The following is an 11,891-nucleotide window of genomic DNA, read 5'->3' as shown; positions in this document are numbered from 1 at the left end:
CCGGTTTTTTTGGAACCCAACTTGCTCGTTTACCTTTACTTATTCGATCATTCTTTACTTTATTAACTTATGTTTATCAGTTACAATGCAATTGGATAGAAAGGTGAAAGTCATGTCAATTGCGCACCTAGACCGCGCATACGTCACACTGAGCAGCAAGGGGCAAGTGACGATCCCAAAGTCCATTCGCGACGAAATGAAACTCGAACCCGGCAGCCAGCTTCGTTTTGTTCACATGTCAGACGGACGTGTTGAGTTGATTCCAAGGACAGGTAGCATGCAAGACCTCATTGGAATCCTTCACGATCCCAACCGCAAGCCAATAAGCATTGACGAAATGAATGATGCAATTGCCGACGGCTGGGCGACCGCGGGCGCGCGTGGCATGAGGGGGCTGGATCCCGACCACACGGTCTCCGCGAGCGACAGCAACGGCGCGGCGAAGAAGTCCCGCTAATGGCAAAACGGTCAGGCGAGCTCACCGGCATCGACACCAACGTGTTGCTCAGGGCGTTACTGCAAGATGACCCCGTTCAGTCTCCGGTCGCCACGAAGCTCTTGAGCTCGCTCACACCCAGTGCACCAGGATTCATTGCTCACGCAACTCTCATTGAAATGCACTGGGTGATGACACGAACCTTCAATACCCCAAAGAACCAGTGCCTCGCGGTCCTTCGAAAACTCACCGAACTAGCCATGATTGAGTTTGAAGACGCAGAAGGAATCATCCGTGCCGTGGCTCTCGCCGAAGAGGGCGCCGATTTTCCCGACGCCCTCATTCACACGACAATGGAGCAGTTCATGATCGAACGGGTCGTGACCTTCGACAAGAATGCCGCGAAACGACTCGAATGGGAGGTTCTGAGGGCGTAACCCCCTTTAACTGTTAGCCCCAGAACTCAGCCAGCTGTGGGGCGAGTGCTTCACCCTGGCCGTGGCCTGCGCGCGCTGCGGGTATGCGGGTGGAGAGATCCATCATGTTGGTGCCAAAGGCCTCCAGCGAGGCCGGATCCGGCGCGATCGTTTCCACCGCGCTACCGCCCGAACGCAGTTCGTCTACCTGTGCCGCGAGTTGCATGTTCCACTCCAGGGGGTGCCTCGTTCTGCCCCCAAACGGCGAGAGTACCAACACCCGCTCGAAGCCGGCGGCGAGGTCTGCATTTTCATTGCGGCGATAGCCACCGTCGATGAACCCCCTACCTCCGATCGAGTAGGCGGTGGCTGCGGAGCAGCTCGCCGCCACCGCATCGGCCAGATCCACGCCGCTTTCACTGTCGAACACAACCGGTTCTCCGGTGCCGGCATCGACCGCGGTCAGCAGCGTTGTGCACTCGGGCCAGTCCTGGCTTGAGAACCGTGCTGCGACGGTACGGCGCCAGCTGGATCGGCCGTCCTCACCCCAGGCCTCCGCCATTTCGAGTGCCCCCGAGCCCATCCCTCGGCGCATATCCGTCGGGTTCTCGGCCGCCGCGATGATCTTGGCGGTGCGCTCCATGTGGTTACTGGTCTGTCGACTTGATGCGCCGCTACCGCCGACCGCGGCTGTGCGAGGCTGTGGAAGCGTCGCGGCAAGGATGTTTTCGAATAGCTGCGCTGCGCTCGCCCCACCGAGCTGGGCGGCGGCGGTCGCGCCCGCGGAGGTGCCGACCATGAGGTCGGTCTCGGTGACATCGAGTCCCGCCTGCGCGAGCCCGGCGAGTACACCGATCAACCAGGCGTTGCCTGCCGAACCGCCACCGCCGAGCACAAGTGCTCGTTTACCAGCGTGGTTCTCGAGCGGAGCGTAGCTCGCCTTTGCTTGGGCATCGAGGATCACCCTCGACGTAACAAAGTGAGTTGAAGAAGAAGTTGTGTGCATGGGAGTGCCTCTCGCGAATTGCCTATTGGCGCTCCCGGCGGCGACTACCTCAGTCGCGTGATCGTGAGCTGCAGGGGAGCGCCCACTGTCGATACTGCGTACATGGGTCTCACCTCCTGCCGGAACTTCACGATTGGTAAAAAGATAGCACGCTCGCCCGGGGCTGGGGTGGGGAGTTTCATCCTGTCGTGAACGCAAGTGAACATTATGGTCACCCATAATGTTCACTTGCGTTCACGGCAGAGGGGTGTCCATCACGCCGCGGTATCTCTGATCACGCTGCGGGTGTCTCATCACACCACGGGCAGCGGATCCCCCATCAACTCACGGCAGCGCTCCATGAGAGCAATACTTGCGAGCGACTGATCGAGCGGGCGCAGCGGTGATTCGGTGAGGCCCGCGTCGATGCAGCGTGCCACCTCAAGCGCCTCCCAAAATAGCTGAGTGTGGGCGAGTCGGGGCTCGTCGTAGCGCAGCTCCCGGCCGTCGTGGAAGCGCACCGTGACTGGCCCAGGATGGTAGAACGGCGATTCGAGAATCAGCGTCGCCTCGGTGCCCGCGATATAGGCGCTGGAAGGAGTGTCAGCCAGCATCGACGCACTGACGGTTACCTGTCGCCCATCTTCGTCGGTCAGGATCGCGTGAAACTGACCGTAGGAGCCGTGCACCGCGTGCTGCTGCCCGCTGGCGGCCAACACTCGGAGCCCGGGCAGCACCTCGTTGGCGAACATCAGTGGGTAGGTACCCAGATCGTTCATCGCACCACCGCCCTGCGCGGGATCCATCGCCCGGTGATGATTGACCAGGTACTCACCCATATTGGCGTGCACCTCAACGATCTCGCCGAGCAGTCCCTTCTCCAGCACCTGGCGTACGACCGAGAAGCGTGGCAGTGCGAGGGTCCACACGGCCTCCATCGCGAACAGCCCCTTGGATCGGGCAAGGTCAACGAGGGCGCGCGTTTCCGCGAGTCGCGGCGTCATCGGTTTCTCTACCAACACCGGCTTGCCCGCCTCAAGCGCGAGGATCGCGTGCGCGAAGTGGTCGAGGTGCCCGGTTGCAACGTAGACAACGTCGACGTCGCTTGCGACGAGCTCTTCGTACGAGCCGTACGCGTGCTCGATGCCGTGCTCGCGCGCAAACTCTTGGGCGCGAGCGAGGCTGCGCGATCCAACCGCCACCACGCGCTGATTGGTTAACGACCGCAACGCGTCTACAAACTGGGTCGCGATCCAACCGCTGCCGAGAATCGCCCAGCGCAACGACGGACCATTCTGCGGGTCCGGCACCTGAGGACTCGGCATCTTCAGTTCTTGCTCAGTAGTCATCAGGCACCCTCCACTCGTACAAAACGTCCTCCGGAACGCATCGACTCGGCCGCGGCGGCGGCCACTCGTGTGGCCTGCGCCCCGTCTTCCACCGTCGCGAGAGCCGGCGCCCGGCCCTCGTTCATGGCCGACACCCACTCCTGCAGCTCAAGTCGGTAGGCCTCCGCGTAGCGCGGTCGAAAATCTTCGGGCATAGGAGTACTCGCAGCGAGCGCAGAAAGTGTCTGCACGCGGTGCGGCTCAGTGATCGAGACGGCCCCCGTCTCGCACACCACCTCGGAACGCATGTCGTAACCGTAGCGCGCGTTGAGGTAGTTCTCAACGGTTGAGAGAGCGCCATCGGCGGTTCGCAAGAGCAAAAAGAAGGGATCCCGCAGTCCGCCACCGGTCGAACTCGGCGTCTCGGGAGCGTGCCAACTCACCTCGGTGACTGCCGATCCGAGCAGCCACGGCACGATATCGAAGTCGTGGATCGCGGAGTTGAAGATGACAGTCTCGTCGGTCGCACCCGGCCCGGTTGTGACGCCGCGACCAACCGAGTGCACCATCACCGGGCGGCCGTGCGCTCCCGAGTCGACCGCGCGCTTCTGCTCGACGTACCCGGGATCGAAGCGACGCATAAACCCCTGGTGCACGAGGGGCACCCCATCGCCGACCGACTCGCGATGCGCGACGATCACCCGTTCCGCCTCCTCCACGGAGTATGACAGCGGCTTCTCGCAGAGGGTTGGCTTTCCGGCGGCAATGCAGGCGAGCGTCTGCTCGGCGTGCAGCACATCGGGTGAGGCAATCAACACGGCGTCGACCTCGGGGTGCTGAATCAGTTCAAGAGGATCACTCAGAGCCACAGCTCCCGGGATCGCGGCAACCACGGCCCCCGCGCGCTCCACATCGGGATCCGCCACGGCAGTCACCGTGGCTCCTGACACCTGCTCGTGCAGCAGCCGCGCGTGGAAGGCGCCCATCACTCCGGTGCCGATGATGCCGATTCTCATGCTTGCTCCCTCGCCCTGCTGTTGAGTTGAGTGGTTACTCGTATGCGCCGGGAACGTTCTGATCCCAGTCAATGATTGATCCCGTAACAACTCCGCTGCGCTCGCTCAGCAAAAACACGACCGCGTCGGCGATCTCGTCGGGCTGACCGAGTTTGCCCATGGGCTGCGCGGCCGAGGCCTTGGTGAGCCAGTCGTCTTCGGCGTCGTGGAAGGTCTTTTGGGTAACGGCCTCACCCGGCGTCGCCGTCCAGCCGATGTTCAAACCGTTGATGCGGATGCGATCGAAGCGGTGCGCAAACGCGGCATTTTTGGTGAGACCGGCGAGCGCCGCCTTCGAGGCGACGTACGGCGCGAGGTAGGGCTGACCGCCGTGCATCGACATGGTGATGATGTTCAGAATTGTGCCGGGCGCCCCGCGGTCGCGCATGTTGGCAACGGCGCCCTGCATGGTCATGAACGGAACAACGGTGTTGAGATTCAGGTGCTCGTTGAGCAGCTCGCGTGTCGTGTCGAGCAGTGTGCCGCGGCTCGTTGCGCCCGCCGCGTTCACGAGGCTGTCGATGCGACCGAAGCGTGCGATGGTCTCGGCCACGGCGCGCTCGGCCTCGCCCGGGATGCTGAGATCAGCGATGATCGCGATCACCTCGGTGCCCGATCCTGAACCACTCTCGCGGATCGCGGCAACAGCGGCCTCAGCTTTTTCTGCGCTGCGGCCCACGATCGCGACGCCCGAAGCGCCCTCGCGCGCCGCGGCCTCACCGATGGCCCGGCCGAGGCCCTGGGTGCCCCCGGTGATGAGCACAACCTTGTTTTGCATGAGTGCCTGCATTGCCACTACTCCGTTCAAGTTTTGATGTTATGTCTTGCTGCGTACGTCGTTGATCCTGCGACTCGTACCTCGCGCAGGATGACAGAAATCAGTCTCGCAGGCCCCTCCGACATTCGGGGAGCTACGCGACAGCGCCCCGAATGAACTCGACGCTGCGGCGCGCGTTCTCCAAAGCCACGGCGGCGTCTTCATCGGACTCCACCACGGTGTCTTGCTCAAGCACGTACCAGCCGTCGTATCCGGCCGCGGCGAGCGCGTCGACGATCTCGGCAACGCGCGCATCGCCCGCACCGAGCGCCTGGTACATGCCCTGGCGCACTCCCTCGCGGTAGTCGATCTCGCCGGCGCGCACGCGCTCGGCAACGGCCAGGCTCACATCTTTCAGGTGGGCGTGCACGATGCGGTCGGCATGATCCCGAACCAACTCGACGGGGTCACCACCAGCGAGGGTGTAGTGGCCCGTGTCGAGGCACAGCCCGATCGTTGACCCAGCCAGCACCCGCGCAACCGCGTCCGGCTTCTCGACAACGGTGCCGAGGTGGGGGTGCAGCGTCGCCACAACGCCCACGGAAGCGGCGGTGCGCTGGGCCCGATCCAGGTTGCTGAACAGGGTCTGCCACTCGGCCTCGGTGAGCTCGGCGGCACCGTCGTAACCCTGCTCACCAGTCACGGCCGACAGCACAATCGTGCTCGCTCCGGCGGCGACATACGCCTCAAGCTCGCGCTCCATGGCGGGCAGCGGATCCTCATCGGCCTTGTGCAGCACGACCGGGTAGAAACCGCCAACGGCGCTCAGACCAGCTTCCGCCAACACGGCAGCGCGCTCGGCGGGAGCGTCGGGTAGAAATCCCTCGGGCCCGAACTCGGTTGCGGTGATGCCGAGCGACTTCATCTCGCCGAGCACCCGCTCGCGGTCGAGCTGCAGGCCCCAGCCGGGAACCTCGATGACTCCCCAGCTGATCGGGGCCGATGCGATACGTGCGTTCATGTGCGGTGCTTTCTTTGAGGGGTGGTTCGGGATCGGGGCTCCACGCCCGTGGTCAGTCAGCGATCGCCGCGGTGGTGCCAGCGACGGGAGCGCTCGACTCCCAGCGGCGCTCGGCGGCGGAGCGCTCGGCGGCCGAAATGACCTGGGACGCGGAGAGCGCGTCTTGAATGTTGGAGTTCAGCGCTGCGCGACCCGCGACGGCCTCGAGGAACTTCTTCGCCTCGATCACTTTGAGATCGTCGTAGCCCATTGATGTGCCCGCTCCCGGCTGGAACAGCCCGAAGTCGCCCATGCCCGGGCTCGCCATGACGCGGGTGTAGCCCTGGTGCGCGGCACCGAGTCCGCTCGAAATGTGCAGTTCGTTCATACGCTCGAAATCCCAGTGGGCGGAGCCGTTGGTGCCGTAGATCTCGATGCCGTAGCTGGCGCGCGGACCCACGGCCACGCGCGAGGCCTCGAGCGTGCCGACGGCGTCAGCGGCGACCGCGTTACCGCTGAGTCGCACGAGCATGCCAGCGTAGTCCTCGTTCTCGACCGGCTTCATCTCACCGTTTTCGATCACCGCGAAGTGCGTGCCGCTGCCCATTGGCAGCTCGGGTCGCTCGGTGTAGACGGTGGAGGTGATGGCGCTGACCTCGGCGATCGGGCCGAGCGTGTACTGCACGAGGTCGACCAGGTGGCCCATCAGGTCGCCGAGCACACCGGAGCCCGCGAGGTTACGAATGAAGCGCCACGAGAGCGCGCCGCGGGGGTCAGCCGAGTAGTCGGCGAACATGTTGCCGCGCACGTTGGTGATGCGTCCCAGCTCGCCGTCTGCGATGAGCTTCTTGAGGTGCTCGATCGCGGGGGCGTGGCGGTAGTTGAAACCGATCGAGCTGACGACGCCAGCCTCGGCAGCAGCCTCGGAGACCGCGCGGGTCTCATCTTCACCGCGACCAACGGGCTTCTCAACCCAGAAGTGCTTGCCCGCCTTCGCCGCGGCAACCGCGATCTCGGCGTGCAGAAAGTTGGGGGCGCAGATCGAGACGACGTCGACCTCGGGGTCGTTGAGCACCTCGTGGTAGTCGGCCGAGGCGCGCTCGTAGCCGAGCACCTCGACGGCCTCTGTGGCGCGGGCTGGCGCGGTGTCGGCAGCGTGCACGAGACGCGGGCGGATCCCGAGCTCCGGATACACGTAGCGCAGGTTGGAGTATGCGCGGCTGTGCAGCTGACCCATCCAGCCCACGCTAATGAGGCCCACGCCGATTGTGATGGTGCCGTCGTCGTTCTTCTGCATCTTGTGGGCCTTCGTTTGGTGTCAGAATCGGCAGCGTCGTCGCTGGGCCCGTTTGATATGGACCGGTCCAAATTGTAAGTACGTCATGGCGAAGATGTCAAGCGGGCGGGCGCGTTGCTCCAAAGTGGAGGTTTGCTCGATGCGACCGGTGCAGCGCGGGTCAATTGGGCATAGTGTTTTGCGAAATCACTGTGCCCAACTGACCCGCCTAGGGGGTTTCAGGCCGAGCACGGCCAAGCACCCGATACGCAACGAAACACACCATTCCCACGGCCATCAGCGCGAGGGCACCCACCGGCAATAACGCGACGCCCGATCCGGCAAGGATCGCGCCACCCACCAGCGCACCCAAGAAGCTGCCGAGGTTGCCCGCACCCGAGGGCAACGACGAGGCCAGGCGTGGATACTTACGCAGCTCCCGCATGTAGAGCACCTGCCCAGAAGGGCTCGCTCCCCCGAGGCACACGCCAAGCAGCAGCACCGCGATCACGGCGATCACTGCACCCGCGTCGGGCACGAGCAGAAGCGCCGCACCGGAGGCCCCGGCGAGTGCCACGCCGGAGAACGCGACGCTTGGAGCGCGGTCGGCCAGCCACCCGGAGCCGAGGTTGCCGAGGTTCATGCCGATCCCGAACGCGAACATCGCGAGCCCGGTTGTGAGCCAGACATCACCGGAGCGAGCGGCGGTGACCACGGGCGCAATATAGGTAACGATCACAAAGCTACTCGCGGCTGCGAGCACCGCCGCGCTTATCAGCAGCAGCAGGCGCCGCTTGCGCACGGCACCACCCAACTGAGTCGCGGCCGCGGCCGGTTCGTCAGGCAGCTTTACCAGCAGCAAAGCCACAAACGGCACCGCGAAGAACAGGGTAACGATTCCCCCGAGGATCAGCCGCCACTCCCCGCCAGCACCGAGCGCTGTGAGCACAGGCACACCCACGAGGTTTGCCGCGGCCAAACCGCCGTGCACAACGGCGGCGCCTCGCCCGTACTTGCCACCTCCGAGCAGGTGCGCAACCGCCATCGCGCCGACCCCGAGGTAGCTCGCGTGGGCGAGCGCCGAGAGAAAACGAAGCGCAATGGCAATCGTCAGGTTCGGGGCGAAGGCCGTCAGCAGCGTAAACAGCAGCATGCCGCCCGCGCAGACCAGCAACGCTCCCCGCTCCGAGAGTCGCCGGGTGAGAATCGGGGTCGTAAACATACCAACCACCACCCCGAGGGCGTAGGCCGAGGCGAGGCCTCCGGTTGCGGCGAGCGCGGCATCAGGATCGCTGCGGCTCAGTTCGGGGAGCAGATCCGCGGCGATTTGCGGCAGCAAACCCATGACCAGGTATTCACTGACGCCGATCCCGAACCCACCGCACGCGAGCGCAAAGATGAGGAATCGCCGCCCGGCACTACTCACCGCCATGCTCTACCCTTTCTCTACCGCTCGCACCGAGACCCGCCACACACCACCCGCACCCACGACGAGCGCCCAGATTACCAACGAGGGCCTCCCTTAACCACGCGTTGGTAAGGGGGCCGCTCGTCGGGAATCTGGGCGCTCGCGGCGGGATCAGGCAACCAAACAGCTACCGGCCGTCATCCTCCGGCGGCACCACTGTGACCACCTCGGTCACGGTAATGCGGCCGACACCGGCAGAGGGATCCTCTTCGATTTCGTCGCGGATCGTGCGCACCGTGTCGGTGCTCGTGCCAACCTGGCGCAGCTCGTGAACGAGCTGTTCCAGCTCAGCGCCACCCGCCATCAACCCGGTCAGCTCTTCGAGCGTGATCTCGGACTTCTCGTGGTAACCGATGCTCTGGCCGCGCTTGAGCAGCAGGAAGCGGTCACCCACCGGGTACGCGTGGTGCGGGTTGTGCGTGATGAAGATGACACCGAGGCCGCGATCCCGAGCCTGAATGATGTAGCGAAGCACGACACCCGACTGCTTCACGCCGAGCGCCGCAGTGGGCTCGTCGAGAATCAGCACCTTGGCACCGAAGTACACCGCGCGGGCAATGGCCACACACTGACGCTCGCCACCCGAGAGGGTGCCGATCGGCTGATCCACGTCGCGCAGATCGATGCCCATGTCGAGTAGCTCTTTCTTCGCGGTCTTCCGCATGAACTCAACGTCGAGGCGCTTGAACGGACCCCAACCCTTCGTTACCTCGGAACCCAGGAAGAAGTTGCGCCACACCGGCATGAGCGGCGCCACCGCGAGGTCTTGGTAGACCGTCGCGATGCCGTAGTTCAGCGCCTCGCGCGGCGAACCCAGCTTGACCGGCTTGCCCTCGATGAGAAACTCACCGTCGGTGTGCTGGTGCAGACCCGCGATGATTTTGATGAGGGTCGACTTGCCAGCGCCGTTGTCGCCGAGCACACACATGACCTCGCCGGCGGCGACCTTCAGGCTCACATCGCGCAGGGCGATGATGTTGCCGTAGCGCTTCTCAGCGTCACGCAGCTCAACGAGCGGCACGGTTTTGGTATCGGTTACGGCGTTCACTTTTTGCCTCCCCTCGCAGCGCGGCGCTGCAGTGTGTAGTTCAGCACGGTCGCACCCAGGAGCATCGCACCGAGGAAGAACTTCAGCCAGTCCGGGTTCCACTCGGCGTAGACAACACCCTTCAGAGCCATGCCGTAGATCAGTGCACCGATCGCACCACCGATTGCGCTGCCGTAGCCACCCGTCATGAGGCAACCACCAACAACCGCGGCGATGATGTAGAGGAACTCGTTGCCGATGCCCTCACCCGACTGCACGGTCTTGAACGCAAACAGCTGGTGCATACCGAGCAACCACGCGCAGAAGCTGACGCCCATGTAGAGGAAGATCTTGGTCCACACCACGGGTACGCCGACGGCGCGGGCTGCATCTGGAGCGCCACCACTCGCGAAGATCCAGTTGCCAGCCTTGGTGCGCTGCAGGATCCAGGTCGCGATGATCACGAGCAGGATCCAGTAGAACACCGTGATCTTGACGTTGACACCGAAGACCGGGATATCGGAGGCGAAGATCGCTGCGGCCGAGTCGAAGCCGGGCCACCGCTCGATCGACGGAGCGGCAACGCCACCCGTGATCATGCGGGTCACACCGAGGTTCAGACCCGTGACCATAAAGAACGTGGCCAGGGTAATGATGAAGCTCGACAGTTTCGTTTTTGTTAATAACCAGCCGTTCACGAAGCCGAGGAGCAGCGAGGTGAACAGGCCGATGATGACGCCGAACCAGACGTTGCCACCGAACCAGTAGAGGAACAGTGAAGAAGACAGCGCCGAGAACACCACGCCGACACCGGCGGAAAGGTCGACCTCACCACCGATCATCAGGAGCGAAACACCGACGGCCATAATGCCGACGGTCGAGGCGCCGTAGAGGATCGTGGCGATCGACTCAGGTTTGCTGAACTGGGGCGCGACGACCGCGAACATGATCGCGAGAACCAGGGCCGCGGCGGTGGCCCCCGCCTCTGGTTTGGTGAAGAAGCTCACAAACCAGTTGGCGGAGGCCAGACGCTCGTCAGCCTTTGGGGCTGTTGCAGTAGACATCAGTGTTTCAATTTCTTTCGGTGCGACCGTTACTTGGCGTCTTTGAACTGAGCCGAGACGGTATCGAGGTTGTCCTTGGTGATGATCGACGGGCCGGTCAGCACTGCCTGGCCACCGCCGAGCACGTAGCCGCCCTCCTTGTAGAGACGCACTGCCTCAACTGCGGAGTATCCCTGCAGCCACGGCTGCTGATCCGAGGCGAACACGATCGAGCCGTCACCGAGTGCCTTGTAGACATCTGCGTTGAGGTCGGTGGTGGCGAGCTTCGCGCTGCTACCGGCATCCTTGATCGCGTCGACCGCGGTCATTGCAAACGGTGCACCGAGGGTAACAACGTAGTCAATATCGGAGTTGGTCTGCAGCTTCGAGGTGATGGTCGAGGCGACGCTGGTCATGTCTTGACCGTTGACGTAGAGGATCTCGGACTGCCCCTTGTAGGTGTCCTTGAGACCGGCGCAGCGCGCTTCAAGGCCGACGTGGCCCTGCTCCTGGATCACACAGATGGCCTTCTTCGAGCCTTCTTTATTGAGCTGCTCGCCGACCGCCTGGCCCGCGATGAACTCGTTCTGGCCGAAGTGGGCGAGCACGCCCATGGCCTTGTACTCGTCTTCACCAGCGTTGATGCTGAAGACGGGGATGCCCGCGTCAACGGCCTTCTTGACCTCACCCGACATGGCGTCGGCCTTTGCGAGCGTCACAACAATGCCGTCAACCTTCTGGTCAACAGCCTGCTGCACCAGCTGGGCCTGGCGAGCGCCGTCAGGATCGGAGCTGTACAGCAGTTCGATGTTGTTGAGGTCCGCTGCGTTTTCAGCACCGGAGCGAACGATGTCCCAGAAGGTATCGCCGGGGGCCTGGTGCGTGATGAGCGCAACCTTCAGCTTCTCGGTCTTTGGCGCGCTGCTGCCGCCGTCACCGGTATCCTTACCTGCAGGGCTGCCACACGCCGCCAGAAGTAGCGCGCTACCGGCTGCAATCGTGGCGAGGCCAAACCTCATCCAGCGGGTTTTTCGTGATTTCAACATCGCTTCACTCCATCGTGTAATTGAACTAATGTCGTTACAAAGCTTTCGCTTGCT

12 protein-coding genes are annotated in these 11,891 nt (G+C 63.5%); 2 read left to right on the top strand and 10 right to left on the bottom strand.

Annotated features, from left to right (window positions below; genetic code table 11):
- Nucleotides 1–112 precede the first annotated feature (112 nt).
- On the top strand, nt 113–457 hold the full coding sequence (locus G7068_RS09945) for an AbrB/MazE/SpoVT family DNA-binding domain-containing protein (RefSeq protein ID WP_166291641.1): 345 nt from the start codon (nt 113–115) through the stop codon (nt 455–457).
- Nucleotides 457–873: a PIN domain-containing protein gene (locus G7068_RS09940; RefSeq protein ID WP_166291639.1), complete on the top strand. Its 417-nt coding sequence runs from the start codon at nt 457–459 to the stop codon at nt 871–873. Before G7068_RS09945 ends, G7068_RS09940 begins: the two co-directional genes overlap by 1 nt.
- Before the next feature lie 13 nt (nt 874–886).
- Here G7068_RS09940 and G7068_RS09935 read toward each other — a convergent pair whose 3' ends face one another.
- The 10 genes from G7068_RS09935 to G7068_RS09890 form a co-directional block, all read right to left on the bottom strand.
- On the bottom strand, nt 887–1,858 hold the full coding sequence (locus tag G7068_RS09935) for a patatin-like phospholipase family protein (RefSeq protein WP_166291637.1): 972 nt from the start codon (nt 1,856–1,858) through the stop codon (nt 887–889).
- A 293-nt stretch (nt 1,859–2,151) separates the two neighbouring features.
- Nucleotides 2,152–3,186 (bottom strand): Gfo/Idh/MocA family protein, encoded by a 1,035-nt coding sequence (locus tag G7068_RS09930; protein WP_244304433.1) that lies wholly within the window; start codon nt 3,184–3,186, stop codon nt 2,152–2,154.
- Nucleotides 3,186–4,181, bottom strand: a complete 996-nt coding sequence (locus G7068_RS09925) for a Gfo/Idh/MocA family protein (protein ID WP_166291635.1) — start codon at nt 4,179–4,181, stop codon at nt 3,186–3,188. Before G7068_RS09925 ends, G7068_RS09930 begins: the two co-directional genes overlap by 1 nt.
- Before the next feature lie 34 nt (nt 4,182–4,215).
- Entirely contained in the window at nt 4,216–5,028 is an 813-nt protein-coding gene (locus G7068_RS09920; RefSeq protein WP_341873742.1) for an SDR family oxidoreductase, read from the bottom strand.
- 103 nt (nt 5,029–5,131) lie between these two features.
- Entirely contained in the window at nt 5,132–5,998 is an 867-nt protein-coding gene (locus tag G7068_RS09915) for a sugar phosphate isomerase/epimerase family protein (protein WP_166291633.1), read from the bottom strand.
- Between the two features lie 52 nt (nt 5,999–6,050).
- On the bottom strand, nt 6,051–7,274 hold the full coding sequence (locus G7068_RS09910; RefSeq protein ID WP_166291631.1) for a Gfo/Idh/MocA family protein: 1,224 nt from the start codon (nt 7,272–7,274) through the stop codon (nt 6,051–6,053).
- Nucleotides 7,275–7,482: 208 nt separating this feature from the next.
- Complete coding sequence (locus tag G7068_RS09905) at nt 7,483–8,685, bottom strand: MFS transporter (protein ID WP_166291628.1); 1,203 nt, start codon at nt 8,683–8,685, stop codon at nt 7,483–7,485.
- A gap of 163 nt (nt 8,686–8,848) precedes the next feature.
- The gene (locus G7068_RS09900) at nt 8,849–9,769 is read right to left on the bottom strand and encodes an ATP-binding cassette domain-containing protein (protein WP_166291626.1); all 921 of its coding nucleotides are present in this window, start codon (nt 9,767–9,769) and stop codon (nt 8,849–8,851) included.
- The gene (locus G7068_RS09895; protein WP_166291624.1) at nt 9,766–10,812 is read right to left on the bottom strand and encodes an ABC transporter permease; all 1,047 of its coding nucleotides are present in this window, start codon (nt 10,810–10,812) and stop codon (nt 9,766–9,768) included. Before G7068_RS09895 ends, G7068_RS09900 begins: the two co-directional genes overlap by 4 nt.
- Before the next feature lie 29 nt (nt 10,813–10,841).
- The gene (locus G7068_RS09890) at nt 10,842–11,837 is read right to left on the bottom strand and encodes a substrate-binding domain-containing protein (RefSeq protein WP_166291622.1); all 996 of its coding nucleotides are present in this window, start codon (nt 11,835–11,837) and stop codon (nt 10,842–10,844) included.
- Between the last annotated feature and the right edge of the window lie 54 nt (nt 11,838–11,891).

Origin of the sequence: Leucobacter viscericola (genome assembly GCF_011299575.1) — a bacterium.
Classification (GTDB): domain Bacteria; phylum Actinomycetota; class Actinomycetes; order Actinomycetales; family Microbacteriaceae; genus Leucobacter; species Leucobacter viscericola.
This window is presented reverse-complemented; position numbering and strand designations above follow the sequence as displayed.

Excerpts from the sequence above, each read along its gene's own strand:
- G7068_RS09925 (WP_166291635.1), bottom strand. The coding sequence starts at position 4,181 with ATGAGAATCGGCATCATCGGCACCGGAGTGATGGGCGCCTTCCACGCG.
- G7068_RS09910 (WP_166291631.1), bottom strand. The coding sequence starts at position 7,274 with ATGCAGAAGAACGACGACGGCACCATCACAATCGGCGTGGGCCTCATT.
- G7068_RS09890 (WP_166291622.1), bottom strand. The coding sequence starts at position 11,837 with ATGTTGAAATCACGAAAAACCCGCTGGATGAGGTTTGGCCTCGCCACG.
- G7068_RS09905 (WP_166291628.1), bottom strand. The coding sequence starts at position 8,685 with ATGGCGGTGAGTAGTGCCGGGCGGCGATTCCTCATCTTTGCGCTCGCG.
- G7068_RS09930 (WP_244304433.1), bottom strand. The coding sequence starts at position 3,186 with ATGACTACTGAGCAAGAACTGAAGATGCCGAGTCCTCAGGTGCCGGAC.
- G7068_RS09895 (WP_166291624.1), bottom strand. The coding sequence starts at position 10,812 with ATGTCTACTGCAACAGCCCCAAAGGCTGACGAGCGTCTGGCCTCCGCC.
- G7068_RS09935 (WP_166291637.1), bottom strand. The coding sequence starts at position 1,858 with ATGCACACAACTTCTTCTTCAACTCACTTTGTTACGTCGAGGGTGATC.
- G7068_RS09940 (WP_166291639.1), top strand. The coding sequence starts at position 457 with ATGGCAAAACGGTCAGGCGAGCTCACCGGCATCGACACCAACGTGTTG.
- G7068_RS09945 (WP_166291641.1), top strand. The coding sequence starts at position 113 with ATGTCAATTGCGCACCTAGACCGCGCATACGTCACACTGAGCAGCAAG.
- G7068_RS09915 (WP_166291633.1), bottom strand. The coding sequence starts at position 5,998 with ATGAACGCACGTATCGCATCGGCCCCGATCAGCTGGGGAGTCATCGAG.